The following is a 16,169-nucleotide window of genomic DNA, read 5'->3' on the forward strand; positions in this document are numbered from 1 at the left end:
TCCGCTCACCGCAGCTTGAGGGTGGACAGGCCGATCATCGCCAGGATGACGGCGATGATCCAGAAGCGGATCACGACCTGGCTTTCCGTCCAGCCCTTCTTTTCGAAGTGGTGGTGGATAGGCGCCATCAGGAAGACGCGGCGGCCGGTGCGTTTGAACCAGAACACCTGGATGATCACCGACAGGGTTTCCATGACGAACAGGCCACCGATGATGACCATGACGACTTCATGCTTGACGGCGACGGCAACGGTGCCGATCAGGCCGCCGAGTGCCAGCGAACCGGTGTCGCCCATGAAGATGGCGGCGGGTGGCGCGTTGAACCAGAGAAAGCCGAGGCCGGCGCCGATGACGGCGCCGAGGATGACCGCGAGCTCGCCGGTGCCGGGCACGAAATGGATCTGCAGGTAGTTGGCGAAAACGGCGTTACCGGCGAGATAGGCGATAAGGCCGAAGGCGGCCGCCGCGATCATGACAGGCACGATGGCAAGCCCGTCCAGACCGTCCGTCAGGTTCACCGCATTGCCGGCGCCGACGATGACGAAGCCACCGAACAGCACGAAGAAATAGCCGAGATTGATCACGAGGTCCTTGAAGAACGGGAACGTGACCGAGGAACCGAAGGTCGAACCGGCAGCACCGCCCGAAAACGACGCCTGCATCATGAAGAACACGGCAATCGCGGCGATGACGAACTCGATGCCGAGACGCGCCTTGCCGGAAAAGCCCTTGTCCGACTGCTTGGTGACCTTGAGATAGTCATCGTAAAAGCCGATGGCGCCGAAGCCGAGCGTGACGAGAAGGGTCGACACCACGTAGACGCTGGAAAGATCGGCCCACAGAAGCGACGAAACGACGATGCCGGCAAGGATCATCAGCCCGCCCATCGTCGGCGTGCCGGCCTTCTTGAAATGCGTCTGCGGTCCATCGGCGCGGATGGGCTGGCCCTTGCCCTGACGGATGCGGAGCGAGGCAATCATGCGCGGACCGAAAAGGAATACGATCAAAGCCGAAGTGAAAAGCGCTGCACCGGTACGGAACGTGATGTAGCGAAAGAGATTGAAAAATTGAAAGTGGTCCGCCAGTTCCACAAGCCAGATGAGCATTAAGGGACCTTTCCCCAAAGGTTTAAAATCGGACACCGTCCTACAGAATCATCTGAAAAACGATACGCGCTTGTACGCGAAAGTGTTAGGCCGCGCTGCCTAACCTAAGGCTGTATCCACCGCCGCCAACATCGGCGGCGACCGCTCGAACGCCGCGCGCCGCATGAGGCGCGCAAAGGTCGAGGTCGTCATTTCATCGGCTGCGTCATTGCCCCCTGAACCGCTTGCGGCCCGGCAATCACGCGGTCGCTTCGTTCCCCTCGGCCCCAGGCTCCGGATAGGCTTCGATCAGCGCATGGACGATCTTGCCGCAGCCCGTGCCCTTCGAAGACTTGATCATCACCACGTCTCCGGCTGCAACCGCGCCGAGTGCATAGGCCCTCAGTTCGTCCACGCTCTCGCGGTAGACGACGGAGGCTTCCGGCGGCAGCGCGTCGCGCAGGTGGGCCATCAGCGGCCCGGCAAGCCAGACATCGGTGATGCCGGCTTCGACCAGCGGCCGGGCGAGCGCGGCATGGACGTCGACGGCGTGGTCGCCCATCTCCAGCATGTCGCCAAGCACGGCGATACGACGGCCGCCCGGTGCCGGAGCGGCATCCTGCAGCAGCGAAATCGCCGCGCGCATGGAGGTCGGGTTGGCGTTGTAGCTTTCGTCGATCAGCGTCAGGGTGCCGGCGCCAACCAGCAGCTGATGCCTGCGGCCCCTACCCGTTTCGGCTTGCATGGTCGCCAGCGACGAGGCGGCATGATCGACGTCTGCGCCGACGAGCTTCACCGCTGCCAGCACCGCAAGCGCATTTTCGGCGATATGACGACCAGGGGCACCGATGGTGATTTCCATCGTCCGGCCGCCAAGGGCTGCCCAAAGCACCGATCCATCAGCAGCACCGGCGAACTCGACGAGGCGGAACTCCGCCTTCGGGTTGACGCCGAAGGAGTGGATATAGCTGACGCCGGCCGTGCCGGCAGCCCTCTCAAGCAGCTTATACTGGGCACTGTCGTGATTGATGACCGCGTGGCCGCCGTTGACAACGCCCTCGAAGATCTCGGCCTTGGCCTCGGCGATCTGCTCCAGGCTCTCGAAGTTTCCGAGATGGGCGGCGGCGATGCTGGTGACGATTGCCACATGCGGGCGGACCATCTTCGTCAGCGGCCGGATCTCGTCCGGGTGGTTCATGCCGATTTCGAAGATGCCGAAATCGGTGGCCTCGGGCATGCGCGCAAGCGTCAGCGGCACGCCCCAATGATTGTTGAACGAGGCCACGGATGCATGCACGCGGCCTTGCGGCACCAGCACATGCCGCAGCATCTCCTTGGTGGTAGTCTTGCCGACCGAACCGGTGACGGCGATGATCTTGGCGGCACTGCGGTCACGCGCGGCGCAACCGAGCCGGATCATCGCTTCAAGCACATCGTCGACGACGATCATCGGCGCACTGAGGCGGCCGAGCGCCGGCAGCTTGCCTTCGCTGACGACGAGCAGTGCCGCGCCATTGGCGAGCGCAAGGCCCGCATAGTCGTGGCCGTCGACCCGGTCGCCCTTGATGGCGAAGAAGGCTTCGCCCTTGCCGACGGAGCGGCTGTCGATCGATATGCCGCTTACTCCTTCGGGCAGGTTTCCAACCGGACGGCCGTGCATTGCGGCCAGAAGATCGCTGCTTGTCCAGAGCCAGTTCAAATCACAGACCTCCCAATGCCTTGCGGACTTCCGCGTGATCCGAGAACGGCAGCGTGACGGAACCGACCGTCTGTCCTTCCTCGTGTCCCTTGCCCGCGACGATCAGCGTGTCGCCGCTTTGGAGCATGCCGACCGCGGCGCGAATCGCTTCGGCGCGGTCGCCGATTTCGGTCGCACCCGGGGCGGCAGCCATGATTTCCGAGCGGATCACCTCAGGGACTTCGGAGCGGGGATTGTCATCGGTGACGATCACCACGTCGGCAAGCCGCGTGGCGACCTCGCCCATGATCGGCCGCTTGCCCTTGTCGCGGTCGCCGCCGCAGCCGAAGACCACGATCACGCGGCCCGTCGTGAACGGCCGCACCGAGGCCAGCACGTTTTCGAGCGCATCCGGCTTGTGGGCATAGTCGACATAGGCAAGCGCGCCGTCGCGGGTCTGGCCGACCAATTCAAGGCGGCCCGAGGCACCCTGCAGCTTTTCAAGCGCGGAGAACGCCGCCTTGGCGCTGATGCCGGTAGAGATCGCAAGGCCTGCGGCGACAAGCGCGTTGGCCACCTGGAAGTCACCGGCAAGCGGAATGTGGATTTCGAAGATGTCGTCGCCGACATGCACTTCGGCAGATTGCTTGTGACGGAAATGCTCGACCCGCTTCAGCGAGATGAAATCGCCCTTGCGGCCAACGGTGCGCACGTCGAGCCTGGCCTTGCGGGCTGCGGCGATCGCCTGTTCCGACCACTGGTCGTCGGCAAAGATCACCGCCGGCGCGCCCTTCGGCAACAGCGCCTCGAACAGCCGCATCTTGGAGGCCATGTAGTGCTCGACCGTCGGGTGGTAGTCCATGTGGTCGCGACCGAGATTGGTAAAGGCCGCCGCCGAAAGGCGCACACCGTCGAGGCGGCTCTGGTCGAGGCCGTGGCTGGAGGCCTCCATCGCCGCATGGGTGACGCCGGCGTCAGCGAGTTCGGCGAGAAGCTTGTGCAGGGAAACCGGGTCGGGCGTGGTCAGCGAGCCGTAGTCGTTGCGGCCGGGCGCAACCACGCCCGTCGTGCCGATCATCGCCGCGGCAAGGCCGGAATGCGCCCAGATCTGCCGGGTGAAGGAGGCGACCGAGGTCTTGCCGGCCGTGCCCGTCACCGCCACCATCGTCTCCGGCTGGCGGCCGTAGAAGGCAGCGGCCGCGCGCGCCAGAAAGGCGCGCGGGTTGCCGAGCGAGAGAACCGGTGCGGAAGCTCCATCCGGCTTTGCACCGGATTCGGCAACGACGGCGACCGCGCCGCGCGCAAGCGCATCGGCGATATAGCTGGTGCCGTTCGCCTTGCTGCCGGACACGGCGACGAAAAGATCCCCTGGCTGCACCTGCCGACTGTCGGCCGTGATACCGGCAACCTCGATCTGCGAGGAAGCGCCATCCAGTTGCGCAGAAAGTTCAGGGAAGCTCGTTCCCGCCAGGTCTTTTATCTTCATGAACCGCACGTCTCACATCGCTCTCAATCCGCCGGCTGGCGAATCGTCTGCATTCTCATTTCATGCCTAATAAGACACAAGCATGGCAGAACCATCTTCTCCGAACTTTGGTTCGACGCCGAGAAGCGGTGCGGAGCGGCTGATGATGTCGCGAACCATGGGCGCAGCATTCGAGCCGGCGGTCCGTCCGCCGCCTTCGCCGGTCTTCGGCGCGTCGATGAATGTCAGCACGATGTACTTCGGATTGTCGATCGGAAAGGCTGCGAGAAAGGCGTTGAAGTTCTGGTCGCTGGCATAGCGGCCGTTGACGACCTTGTCGGCCGTGCCGGTCTTGCCACCGACGTTGAAGCCCGGCACCTGCGCGCGCTTGCCCGAACCGGCGATGCCGTTCCAGCGCAGCAGGAAGCGCATGTCGTCGCTGGTGCTCTTCTTGACGACCGTGGTCGCCAGTTCGTCAGCCTGCTCCTGCGAACGCGGCAGGAAGGTCGGCGGGATCAGCTTGCCGCCGTTGACGAGTGCCGCACCGGCGACGGCCGTCTGCAGCGGCGTCGTCGAAACGCCGTGACCGAAGGAGATGGTGATCGAGTTGATCTTCTTCCATTCGCGCGGCTGGGTCGGCGATTTGACTTCCGGCAGCTCGGTCGGCAGCTTCGACAGGAGGCCGATGCGGGTGAGGAATTCCTTGTGGCCGGGAATGCCGATGAGGTCGGCGATCTTGGCCGTGCCGATGTTCGACGAATACTGGAAGATTTCCGGAACGGTCAGCACCCGGCGCTTGCCGTGAAAGTCCTTGATGGTGAAGCCGCCGATGCGGATAGGTGCTGTGGCGTCGAAGCTGTCGTTGAGCGTCACCTTGCCGGAATCGAGGCCCATGGCGATGGTGAAGGTCTTGAAGGTGGAGCCCATCTCGAACGTGCCATTCGACATGCGGTTCATCCAGCCCTCTTCCGCACCTTCGGCCGGCTTGTTGGGGTCGTAATCGGGAACCGACGCCATCGCCAGCACTTCGCCGGTGTTCACGTCGAGCACGACGGCGCCTGCGGCCAGCGCCTGGTAGTTCTTCATGCCGGCGTCGATCACGTCGCGCACGATGTTCTGGACCCGAACGTCGATCGACAGCTTGACCGGCTCGAGCTTGGCATCGCTGGTCATGCCGATGGCGGCGAGATCGGCGAGCCCCTGCCCGTCGATGTAGCGTTCCATGCCGGCAACGCCGCGATTGTCGATGTTGACGTGGCCGAGGATATGGGCGGCGGTCGGGCCGCCGGGATAGAAGCGGCGCTTTTCCGGCCGGAAGCCGACGCCGGGAATGCCGAGCGCCAGGATTTCGCTCTGCTGCTTCGGGGTCAGCTGGCGGCGCAGCCACTGGAAGCGCGATTTCGACTTCAGCTTGTTGTAGATCTCGCGGGCGTTGAGATCGGGAAGAACCGTTGCCAGCCGCTCGACCGCCTCATCCGCGTCGACGATCTTGTGCGGCTCGGCATAGAGCGAGACCGTGCGGATGTCGGTGGCGAGGATCTCGCCGTTGCGGTCGAGTACATCGGGGCGCGAGGCCATCAGGTTGTCGGCGCGGCCGATGCTCGACACCGTCTCCGGCTGGGCCATGCCGTATTGCACCAGCCGGCCACCGATGACCGCATAGACGAGACCGAAGCTGGCGATGATGATCGCGACGCGGTTCTTCGCCTGGTTGGTGGTCTTCTTGCGCGTGCCCTGGAAGGTGACGTTGAGCTTGGCCTCGGCCGGCAGGTTGTTGCCGCCTGCGGAGAAATGCGCCTTGCTCTTCAAGACCATGATGCGGGAGAGAAACGACATCAGCGCGCCACCGAACCTGTTGCAATATTATCGGTCTTGTTCTCCGGCGCCTTGTCGGCGGCGAGCTTCTTTTCTTCTTCCGTCGGCGGCAGGTCGGCCTTCAGCATCGGCAGTTCCTGCGGGCGGGCGAGCTGCGTGGACGGCGTCGGCGCCAGCTGCAGATCGGCGCCGAAGGCGCCAACCAGGCGCTCGAGCCGGTTCGGCTGCGTCAGCAACGCCCAGTCGGCGCGCAGAAGGTCGATCGTGTCCTCTTCCAGCTTGATGGCGGCATCGAGCTTGCGCACCTCTTCCAGCTTATTTTCGGCACGATGCTTGATCGTGTAGGTGACCGTGGCGGCTGCCGTCATGACGACGATCAGGACTATGTCGAGTGTTCGCAGCATATCTCTCTCAGCCCCCCAACCGTGCAAGGCTCGCCAGTTCCGGCAGATTGAAAATGGACAGATCGTTTCCCGGCGATGGCGCTTCCGTGCGGATACCGGCTCTGAGCTTGGCAGACCGGGCGCGCGGGTTGAGGGACGCTTCTTCCTCGCTGGCAGCCACCATAGGCTTGCCAACTGGTGTGAAGGTTGCAGCACGCGCGGTCACCAGCGGCAGATGCCGCGAACCCGCCGCCTTGCCCGAGCGATCCTGGAAGAAGGCCTTGACGATCCGGTCTTCGAGGGAATGGAAGGTGACGACGACGAGGCGACCGCCCGGCTTCAGCGCCCGCTCGGCAGCAAAAAGCGCCTGGGCGAGCTCACCGAGTTCGTCATTGACGAAGATGCGCAGCGCCTGAAAGACGCGCGTGGCCGGATGGATCTTGTCCTTGGCCTTGCGCGGTGTGACGATTTCGATCAGCCCGGCGAGATCGCGGGTGGTTTCGAACGGTGTTTCGGCCCGGCGCTTCTCGATGGCGCGGGCGATACGGCCCGACTGTTTTTCCTCGCCGAGGAAGCCGAAGATGCGGATGAGATCGGAAACCTTGGCGCGGTTGACGACATCGGCGGCAGAGACGCCGGCCGCCGACATGCGCATGTCGAGCGGACCCTTCTTCTGGAAAGAGAAGCCGCGTTCGGCCTCGTCGATCTGCATCGACGACACGCCGATGTCGAGCACCACGCCATCGAGACTGCCGGCGGGCGCATGCTCGGCGAGCTGCGAAAAGCGGGAGTGGATGAGCTTGAGCTTGCCGCCCGCGGCTGCAACCATCGCCTGACCCGCGGCGATCGCCGTCGGGTCGCGGTCGAGCGCGATCACCTCGGCGCCGGCATCAAGGATGGCGGAGGCATAACCACCGGCACCGAACGTGCCATCGAGAATGACCTTGCCGGGAGCCGGATCAAGCGCGGCGAGAACCTCGCTCAGGAGGACGGGAATGTGACGGACCGGTCCGCCATCGGCTTCAGAAGCACCTCCGCCTTGTTCCGTCACCATTCCGCCTCTCCATTCTATTCCGGGCGCAACCCCCGCGACTTGCGCCCTTCCCGGGCCGCCGCTTGCGCCTTTGCAAAGGCCTGCGGCTCCCAGAGCTGAAAATAATCGCCCCGCCCGACGAACATCACGTCGGTCGAGATACCGGTGAAGTCGCGGATGAAATCCGTCACCATCAACCGGCCTTCCGGATCGAGCTTGACGAAGACCCCGCCCCCATGAACGAGCAGCGACATCTCGTTGGCCGCCGGAGAAAATGGATCCTCGGCCGCCATCTGCCTCTCGAACCGATCCAGGAGCTCCGGCCCGCCGACACTGATCGCCGGGAAGACGAAATCCTGGAAGCAGTATAACTCCCGAACGCCCCCACCCGACAGAACAGAACGAAACGCCGAAGGTACGGACACCCGCCCCTTTGCATCGATCCGATTGGTAGCATTTGACAAGAAGCGGTTCATGACGCGAAACGGCCGCCCAAGACTGACGGGCCATAATCATCGACCCGCGAGAACACTCGACCACACCCACAAAACGCCCCCGCCGGACACCAACATGCCCGCCCATCTCCCGAAGCCGGGAGATCCTGGAATTTTGCGATAATGGGCCACGAAGCGGCCCTTGCGCAGTACCATTATGGGATATCATGGGACCATATGGGCGTCAATGGGATTGGCTCTCAAACAGCCATTGGGCTGATCAAAAATTGATAAGCTGTTAAGTTTAATGAAGAGTTACGAAAGCACCCCCGATGCCTCGCAATGCGACGGCCAAACGGCTTCAAATCGTTGGGAAATCGGAACATCAGCAAGATCGCGGCAAAGCGGGCGGATGCCTCTCCGGGCACAGCTTTCGCCGCTCGCCAGCGCTGAAGGCAAGAGGGCGACGAGCGAACCACGCACTGCCTCAAGCCGCGTCGCAGCCGAAAACATCGCCGGGCAAAAAGGGAAAAATTGCCAGTTGGCCTGTAAGCCGGGTTCTGTATGGCCCCGCCGCCCGAAGACAGCGGAACGTGGCAGCCATTCATCTGGGACTACGTTTGCACGCAGCCTCTTGCAACCCACCCGGATGACTGGCCCGGAAACAGGCTGGACGCTTGCGCGTCCACGTCATCCCTATTCGGTCTTGCTCCCGGTGGGGTTTGCCGTGCCGTCCATGTCGCCATGTCCGCGGTGGGCTCTTACCCCACCCTTTCACCCTTACTCCGCAAGCGGAGCGGTTTGCTTTCTGTGGCACTTTCCCTGAGGTCGCCCTCGCCGGACGTTATCCGGCACCGTATTTCCGTGGAGCCCGGACTTTCCTCCCCCCGCGGCCTTTCGGCACTTGCGGAGCGCGGCTGCCCGGCCAACTGGCAGGCGGTCCTTAACCGACCGCAAGGCCGAGCGCCAGAGAAAAACGGCAATCTCGACGTTTCGGCCATCGCCCGTCGCCGCAGTTTACACTTTTGTGCTCAGCGGAACGAGACGGCGAAATCCGTCTCATAGGCCGGATCGTCGATCCGGCCGTCCATCACCAGCATGGCGCCGAGCCTGCCGATCTCGTCGGAGCTTTTCGCCGCCTGGCCGTTGCCGCCCGTCACCACGGCAATGCGGTCGCCGCCGGCAAAGCCGATATAGGGAAAGCCATGGCGGGTGAACGACGTCACGCAAGGCCTGAAATGCGTCGAAGCGGGTTTGAAACCGGGCATCACCTCGGCAAGCAGCCCGCCCATGTGTTCCGCCGCCCCGGCGCCGGCGCTGCCGCGGAACCATGCGCGCACATCAGGTTCGCTCTCGAGAATACGGTCGGTCGGATCGCCGCCGATCTTGATATAGTGCTTGCCGTCGGCATAGGCGACCGGCGGCAGAAGGTAGTAGCTTTTCGCCTGCTCCGGCGCCGCGCCGATCAGCGACGGCATGTGGTCAAAGGTCGGCAGATCGCCAGCCGCGACCTCCGCGAAGAACACGGTGCGTGCCTTGACGACGAGGTCGATCGGCCGGGGAAGAAGGGTTTCGGAAAGGGAGAAGCCGCCGGCCGCGACGATCACCCGCCCCGCTTCGCGCGCGATGCCGTCTGTCGTCGTCACGACAACCCGGTCGCCGGCCTGCGATACGGAAGACACTTCGCTGCGCACGATCCGGGCGCCGGCCCTTTCCGCGCAGATCGTCTGTGCCAGAACGAGCGCACGCGGATTGATGTGGCCGGCACCACGCGCCTCGTGAATGCCGGCAAAACCTTCGGGAAAACGGAACCACGGAAAGCGCTTCGACAACGCATCTTCGTCCAGCAGCGGTGCGTCGACGCCGAGCGCGTCGCGAGCCTTGGCGACCTTGTCGATATAGTCGTGGCTTCCGCCCGGCGCCGGTCCGGCGATCAGGCAGCCGACCTCGGAATAGAAGTCGATGCCGCTTTGTCCGGCGATCTCGCTGTAGCGGTCGATGGAGCGCTTGGCGAGCCGCGCCCAGACGGGATCGTCGTCGATCGTGCGGGTGATGCGGGCATTGTCGTAGTGGCTGGAAAAGACGCCGCCGTGATTGGCCCAGTCGCTGGGCTCGTCCGGCCCGACCAGGGCCACCCGTGTGCCGGATAGCGCCAGGTGCCGCGCTGCAGCCGCCCCCATCATGCCCTTGCCGACGACGATGAAATCAAAGCTTTCCGACATGTCCGCCCCATCAACTCGATCAGGCGCTGTAGCATGTCGGCGCAGATATGGCACTGCGGTTGCATCACGTTTTGAGAATTGCCGGAACGCGAGACCTGTCCGGCTGGAGCATCCGCCACCGCTTGAGGACGGCCGGCGGATGATGCTCGGTATTCGAGAGAACAGCGCCCCTCATTGGGGACGCGAGGGGCCGGCATCACTCAGTTGAGGATGCTCTGGACCTTGCCGCAGTAACGCTTGGAAACCGGGTTCATGCGCTTGGCGCCGTGGCCGGCATTGTACTTCAGGATGGTGCCGCAGGTGGTGCCGCCGGAAAGCTCATGCGCCACAGCGAGATATTTCATGCCGAACTTGATGTTCGTTTCGGGATCGTAGAGCCCCTTGGAGGAGCCGGAATAGCCCATCATCCGCGCCGTCGCGGGCTTGATCTGCATCAGGCCGATTTCGCCGGCACTGCCGCGCGCCTTGGCGTTGAAGTTGCTTTCGACCTTGACCACCGCATGGGCGAGATCGACCGGAACGCCGTATTGCTTGGCGTAGGACTGGATCAGGATTGTGTACTGCGTGCCCTCTGCGAGTTCCGGCTTCGGGTAGCCTGTCGTCCGTGTAACTGACTTGAGGGATGAGGTCTTGATGGTCTCGTCGACGTTCCCCGCATACGACGTACCAATCCCGGCGAAGAACATGCCAAAGCATGCCGCCGCCGCAGCAACAGACGATATTCTCATGTAGTTTGAAGTCTCCGGTCTGGGGAATGGGCAGCACGGCGCACCCCGCCGTTCAAGCCTCACTTCCCGATCGTTTCATTGACAGGAAATGAGCGTTGCGCCCTGGCGTTCCCTGCAGTTCCAATGGGCGGCAAATGAATGCCGCATCATGGTAAACATGTGGCAACGGAGCAAATTTGTGCGACAAAACTCCGGGAAAGCTAATTTAGCACGCAAAAATTTTGCGCGTCAGGCCCCGAATTGCGGTAGTCCCGCAAGCAGGCGGTGCAACGTATCGAGGGTCGAGATGTCGGCGATGCCGTCAACCCTTTCCTGGCGAAAATGCCGCTGGAACGCGGCAACGGCGCCCTCGGTCTTTTCACAGAAATCGCCTGTGACTTCAATGCCGTAACCGTAGAGCGACAGCATCGACTGGATCGCCTCGACCGGCTGGCCGCGATCGCCGCGCTGGAAAAAGCGACCACCTCCGATCGGCGCCGGTTCCACCCAGTGCCCGACACCCTCGTGGTGCAGACGATGCCACGGAAATTTTTCACCCGGATCGACCTTGCGAATGGGTGCGATATCACTGTGTGCGAGCACCCGTTCAGGGGCGATCGACCACCGTTCGCCACAGTCCCGACACAATTCGACGACCGCCGCGATCTGTTTTTCGGGAAAGTCGGGAAGCCCGCCGGGGTGGCCGGCATTGGCAATCTCGATGCCGATCGAGCAGGAATTGATGTCGGTCTCACCCTTCCAGAAGCTCTTGCCCGCATGCCAGGCCCGCAGCGTTTCCGGAACGAGTTGGTCCACCTGGCCGTCCTCATGGACGAAATAATGGCTGGAAACCTGGCTCTCCTGCCGACACAGCCATTCGAGCGCAGACTTCGCCGTCGGCATGCCGGTATAGTGAAGGACGATCATATCGGGCACCCGCGCATCCGCACGGTCGCCAAAGTTGGGCGACGGCATGAAGCGTGCACCCGCGTAGTCACAGTATTTCGACGTCATGCGGCGCGGCGTTCTCTCTCGATCGCCTCGTAGGCGGCGTTCAGCGCGGCCATGCGGTCGTTGGCGATCGCATGAAACTCTTCCGGCACGCCGCGCGCAACCAGCATGTCCGGATGGTTCTCCGACACCAGCACGCGGTAGTGCTTGCGGATCTTGGCAAAGTCGTCCTTGGGTGAAACGCCGAGCACCTGGTAGGGATCCCGACCTTCGCTATCCACGTGACGCGCCATGATCCGTTCGAAATGGGCTTCGTCCATGTGGAAGATCTCGGCAACCCGCATCAGGAAGGTGAGTTCCTTCTCGTGCACGGCGCCATCGGACTTGGCGATGTGGAACAACCCGTCGATGATGTCTTCCAGGATCGGGCAATTGTTCTCGCAGGACGAGCAGAGCGTCGCCATCTTCTCGGCATAGGCCTCGTAGCCGGCAACGTCCTGGCGCGCGAGGTTATAGAGACGGGCGACGTTCTGCGCCTGATCGGCCGGAAATTCGAAGATATCGCGAAAGGCCGAGACCTCAGCCTCGGTCACTACGCCGTCGGCCTTGGCCATCTTGGCCGAAAGCGCAATCATCGCCACGGAGAAAGCCACCTTGCGCCGCGTCTCCGGGTCGCCTTCGAACAGGGTGCGCACAGCCTCGACCACACCGGCAAGCGCGTTGCCCGTGGCGGTGACGATCTTGAGGAGGCTTTCCCAGAATGACATGCACGATTTTCCTGTCTCTCCAGCCTATAGCATGGATTTTTGTGGTGGCAAATTGCAAGCGGTGGCCTGCGGCGAACCACGGGAATGACGAATTTGTGATGGCCCCTCACTATTGTCAATCCGTTACACTAATGTTGCGCCGGCGCAAGTGTTCCCATCTGTTCCCTGGGGAACACGTGGGCCCTATGGGAAAAGCGCCGGAGCCCCTGGCCCGCAGCCGTTTGACGCAAGCCCTGGCCCTCGCGTCACTTGTCTGCGCGACATCATGTCCATGGCCGCATTCGAAACGGGTGCGACGAAACAGGCGCGTTTGCCGATCGGGCATCCACAGGCCTGTCATTTAACTTCCATCCGATTTGCGCTAGAGAGACCCCCATTCCAATTGCGTGCCGAATCCCCGAGGAGGAAACATGGCCAAGAAGAAAGTCGCAATGCTGACGGCCGGCGGGCTGGCGCCTTGTCTGTCATCCGCCGTTGGCGGCCTGATCGAACGCTACACCGACATCGCACCGGACTACGAGCTGGTGGCCTACCGCTCCGGCTATCAGGGCGTATTGCTTGGCGACCGCATCGAGATCACCGGGGATATGCGCGAAAAGGCGCATCTCCTGCACCGCCACGGCGGCTCGCCGATCGGTAACAGCCGCGTCAAGCTCACCAACGCCGCCGACTGCGTCAAGCGCGGCCTGGTCAAGGAAGGTGAAAATCCGCTGCGCGTCGCGGCCGAAAGGCTGGCTGCTGACGGTATCAGCATCCTGCATACGATCGGTGGCGACGACACCAACACCACGGCCGCGGACCTTGCCGCCTATCTCGGCGCCAATGGCTACAACCTGACGGTCGTCGGCCTGCCGAAGACCGTCGACAACGACGTCGTGCCGATCCGCCAGACGCTTGGCGCCTGGACGGCTGCCGAATATGGCGCCCGCTTCTTCGACAATGTCAGCAACGAACAGAGTGCCGCACCGCGCACGCTGGTCGTGCATGAAGTCATGGGCCGCCATAGCGGCTGGCTGACCGCAGCCACCGCCCGTTCTTATATCCAGATCACTGACGACAAGGAATTCGTCGACGGTTTCATGATGAACCGGCAGATGAAGAACATCGACGGTCTCTACCTGCCGGAGATGAAGTTCGACCTGCAGGGGGAAGCCGATCGTCTGCGTCAGATCATGGACCGCACCGGCTTCGTGACGCTGTTCGTCAGCGAAGGCGCCTGCCTCGACGCGATCGTCGCTGAGCGCGAAGCCGCCGGTGAAACAATCAAGCGCGATGCCTTCGGCCACGTGAAGATCGACACCATCAATGTCGGCAACTGGTTCTCCAAGCAGTTCGCCGCCCTTCTCGGTGCCGAACGGTCGATGGTGCAGAAGTCGGGCTATTACGCCCGCTCCGCGCCGGCAAACAGCGATGACCTGCGCCTGATCCAGAGCATGGTCGACCTGGCGGTCGAAAGCGCGCTCAACAAGGTCTCCGGCGTCACCGGCCACGACGAGGACCAGGGCGGCAAGCTGCGCACCATCGAGTTCCCACGCATCAAGGGCGGCAAGCACTTCGACACGTCAGCGAAGTGGTTCGGCGACGTCATGGATGTCATCGGCCAGAAGTGGCAGGCGGAAGACTAAGCCGCGTTGTCCCGAAACCGGGCATCGGTTCCGGGACAACGATTTGCTCTGAACGAATCTCTGATTGACAGTTGACGGCTCCGCGCCTTGGTGGCTCCCTCTCGGGAATGCCCCTCAAGTGCGGAGCCTTTTTCATGTCGTTCGAACACTGGTTTGCCTTTGCCGCTGCTTCGGCAGTGCTGCTCGCCATCCCCGGCCCGACCATCCTGCTCGTTATCTCCTATGCGCTCGGCCATGGCCGCAAGACCGCTGGCGCCACCGTTGCCGGCGTGGCACTCGGCGATTTCACCGCCATGACCGCATCGATGCTCGGGCTCGGTGCGCTGCTCGCCACCTCGGCTACGATCTTCACCGTGTTGAAATGGGTGGGGGCTGCCTATCTCATCTGGCTCGGCATCCAGCTCTGGAGGGCACCGGTTGCCGGCGGCGAAGGCGCGGATGAGAAGACGCCCGCCAAGGAACGGCCGCTGCGCATCTTCTTCCATGCCTATGCCGTCACCGCGCTCAACCCCAAGAGCATCGTCTTCTTCGTCGCCTTCCTGCCGCAGTTCCTCGATCTGTCGCAGCCGCTCTTTACCCAGATGGCGATTTTCGAGGTGACGTTCCTGACGCTCGCCATCCTCAATGCAAGCCTTTATGCGGCGCTTGCTTCGGCCGCCAGAAGCACTATTTCCAAGCCGAACATCAGGCGGATCGTCAACCGCACGGGCGGCTCGCTGCTCGTCGGCGCCGGGCTTCTGACCGCAACCATGAAGCGGGCCACGGCCTGAAATTCGCTCGCCTGCTTGCTGCAAGACGCCCCATGGGTTAATGGAGATTCACGCATGGCGGCCGGCAGCCGTTGATTTGCAGGGGCTGCGGGGCCCAGAAGCACGAAAGTGACAGCATGGCGAAATTCCGTATTTCCCTTTCAAAACAGACGTTTGGCGTGGCAGCTATTCTGTCGGCGACACTCGTCTCGGGGTGCTCGACTGTCGAGCATATCTCGGTGGAAGAACTTACGGCCGTGCAGACGGTCACCCCGCTTGCAAAGCCCGGCACCGAAATGACAGCCTATGCGCTGCCGACTCCGGATGGCGCGGCAACCGCGGCCTCCGCTGCGCTGTCGGCGCAAACGGCTGGCATGGCAACCACCTATGCCGTCGGCACCGACCTGGCGCAGGCCGCCGCCGGTCCGGCACCCACCGCAGTCGCCGTTCCCGGCGCCAAGCCGGGCGAAGCCCAGGCCGTCGCCATGGCGACGCCGGCTGCGGCAGCGACCAACGCAACTGCCCTGCCGGAGACCGCATCCGCTCTCGTCTCGCCGAAGACGAGCCGCGTTCAGGATCTTCCCGTTTCCACGCTGGCGGTTGCCGCCGCAATGGAATCGGACTTCGACACCGGCGAGCCGGTCGGCCTCGAAACGCTCGTCGCCAACCGCATGATCGTTCCGACCGAAAAGCCGAAGATGGGCGTGATCGGTTCGAGCGTCGCCGCCGTTGCCAGCGTCATTCCCGATTCGATGAAGCTCACCAAGGCGCCGACCAGCTCGCGTCCGGAACTCGACAAGCTCATCAAGCATTACGCCGACCTCAACGGCATCCCCGTCGAACTCGTGCACCGCGTCGTCAAGCGCGAGAGCAACTACAACCCGCGCGCCTTCAGCAGGGGCAATTACGGCCTGATGCAGATCCGCTACAACACCGCCAAGGGTCTCGGCTACGACGGTCCTGCCGAAGGCCTGTTCGACGCGGAAACCAACCTGATGTATGCGACGAAGTACCTGCACGGCGCCTGGATGGTTGCCGACAACAAGCACGACGGCGCGGTCAAGCTCTATGCCAGCGGTTACTACTACCACGCCAAGCGCAAGGGCCTGCTCGAAGAGCTTGGCATGAAGTAATACCAACCTGCGCTGATATTGACCTATTGCGCCGCGCCCTTCGGGTGGGCCGTGTGTCGGCCACCGGCAGCGTCGCAATCCTCGACCGATGCCAAGGCATCGCTCTGCGGTGTGCTCCTCGC

14 protein-coding genes and 1 other RNA gene are annotated in these 16,169 nt (G+C 63.1%); 3 read left to right on the forward strand and 12 right to left on the reverse strand.

What is annotated here, in order from left to right:
- Positions 1-5: 5 nt before the first annotated feature.
- From mraY to BC360_RS01985, 12 genes are all read right to left on the reverse strand, one after another.
- Complete coding sequence (gene mraY, locus BC360_RS01930; RefSeq protein ID WP_065786784.1) at positions 6-1,106, reverse strand: phospho-N-acetylmuramoyl-pentapeptide-transferase; 1,101 nt, start codon at positions 1,104-1,106, stop codon at positions 6-8.
- Between the two features lie 238 nt (positions 1,107-1,344).
- Positions 1,345-2,784 (reverse strand): UDP-N-acetylmuramoylalanyl-D-glutamyl-2,6-diaminopimelate--D-alanyl-D-alanine ligase, encoded by a 1,440-nt coding sequence (locus tag BC360_RS01935; protein ID WP_065794039.1) that lies wholly within the window; start codon positions 2,782-2,784, stop codon positions 1,345-1,347.
- A 1-nt stretch (position 2,785) separates the two neighbouring features.
- Positions 2,786-4,249: a UDP-N-acetylmuramoyl-L-alanyl-D-glutamate--2,6-diaminopimelate ligase gene (locus tag BC360_RS01940; protein WP_065794040.1), complete on the reverse strand. Its 1,464-nt coding sequence runs from the start codon at positions 4,247-4,249 to the stop codon at positions 2,786-2,788.
- Positions 4,250-4,315: 66 nt separating this feature from the next.
- On the reverse strand, positions 4,316-6,064 hold the full coding sequence (locus BC360_RS01945) for a peptidoglycan D,D-transpeptidase FtsI family protein (RefSeq protein WP_065794041.1): 1,749 nt from the start codon (positions 6,062-6,064) through the stop codon (positions 4,316-4,318).
- Positions 6,064-6,447, reverse strand: coding sequence for a hypothetical protein (locus tag BC360_RS01950; protein WP_065786780.1), 384 nt, complete (start codon positions 6,445-6,447; stop codon positions 6,064-6,066). The genes BC360_RS01945 and BC360_RS01950 overlap by 1 nt, the downstream gene beginning before the upstream one ends.
- Before the next feature lie 7 nt (positions 6,448-6,454).
- A complete protein-coding gene (gene rsmH, locus BC360_RS01955; protein WP_065786779.1) occupies positions 6,455-7,480 on the reverse strand; it encodes a 16S rRNA (cytosine(1402)-N(4))-methyltransferase RsmH in 1,026 nt (341 codons plus the stop codon).
- A gap of 14 nt (positions 7,481-7,494) precedes the next feature.
- On the reverse strand, positions 7,495-7,935 hold the full coding sequence (gene mraZ, locus BC360_RS01960) for a division/cell wall cluster transcriptional repressor MraZ (protein ID WP_065794042.1): 441 nt from the start codon (positions 7,933-7,935) through the stop codon (positions 7,495-7,497).
- Between the two features lie 491 nt (positions 7,936-8,426).
- An RNA gene (gene rnpB / locus BC360_RS01965) (RNase P RNA component class A) lies at positions 8,427-8,826 on the reverse strand.
- A gap of 98 nt (positions 8,827-8,924) precedes the next feature.
- Positions 8,925-10,115 (reverse strand): NAD(P)/FAD-dependent oxidoreductase, encoded by a 1,191-nt coding sequence (locus tag BC360_RS01970; RefSeq protein ID WP_065794043.1) that lies wholly within the window; start codon positions 10,113-10,115, stop codon positions 8,925-8,927.
- 200 nt (positions 10,116-10,315) lie between these two features.
- Positions 10,316-10,843, reverse strand: coding sequence for a lytic transglycosylase domain-containing protein (locus tag BC360_RS01975; RefSeq protein ID WP_065794044.1), 528 nt, complete (start codon positions 10,841-10,843; stop codon positions 10,316-10,318).
- A gap of 228 nt (positions 10,844-11,071) precedes the next feature.
- The gene (locus BC360_RS01980) at positions 11,072-11,836 is read right to left on the reverse strand and encodes an N-acetylmuramoyl-L-alanine amidase (protein ID WP_065786775.1); all 765 of its coding nucleotides are present in this window, start codon (positions 11,834-11,836) and stop codon (positions 11,072-11,074) included.
- Complete coding sequence (locus tag BC360_RS01985; RefSeq protein WP_065786774.1) at positions 11,833-12,540, reverse strand: J domain-containing protein; 708 nt, start codon at positions 12,538-12,540, stop codon at positions 11,833-11,835. Before BC360_RS01985 ends, BC360_RS01980 begins: the two co-directional genes overlap by 4 nt.
- Positions 12,541-12,950: 410 nt before the next feature.
- Here BC360_RS01985 and BC360_RS01990 point away from each other — a divergent pair, with 410 nt between their 5' ends.
- From BC360_RS01990 to BC360_RS02000, 3 genes are all read left to right on the forward strand, one after another.
- Positions 12,951-14,165 (forward strand): pyrophosphate--fructose-6-phosphate 1-phosphotransferase, encoded by a 1,215-nt coding sequence (locus BC360_RS01990; RefSeq protein ID WP_065786773.1) that lies wholly within the window; start codon positions 12,951-12,953, stop codon positions 14,163-14,165.
- Positions 14,166-14,299: 134 nt separating this feature from the next.
- Positions 14,300-14,935, forward strand: a complete 636-nt coding sequence (locus BC360_RS01995; protein WP_065786772.1) for a LysE family translocator — start codon at positions 14,300-14,302, stop codon at positions 14,933-14,935.
- A 116-nt stretch (positions 14,936-15,051) separates the two neighbouring features.
- The gene (locus BC360_RS02000) at positions 15,052-16,047 is read left to right on the forward strand and encodes a lytic transglycosylase domain-containing protein (RefSeq protein ID WP_065794045.1); all 996 of its coding nucleotides are present in this window, start codon (positions 15,052-15,054) and stop codon (positions 16,045-16,047) included.
- Positions 16,048-16,169 lie beyond the last annotated feature (122 nt).

Origin of the sequence: Ensifer sp. LC163 (assembly GCF_001695855.1) — a bacterium.
GTDB lineage: Bacteria > Pseudomonadota > Alphaproteobacteria > Rhizobiales > Rhizobiaceae > Ensifer.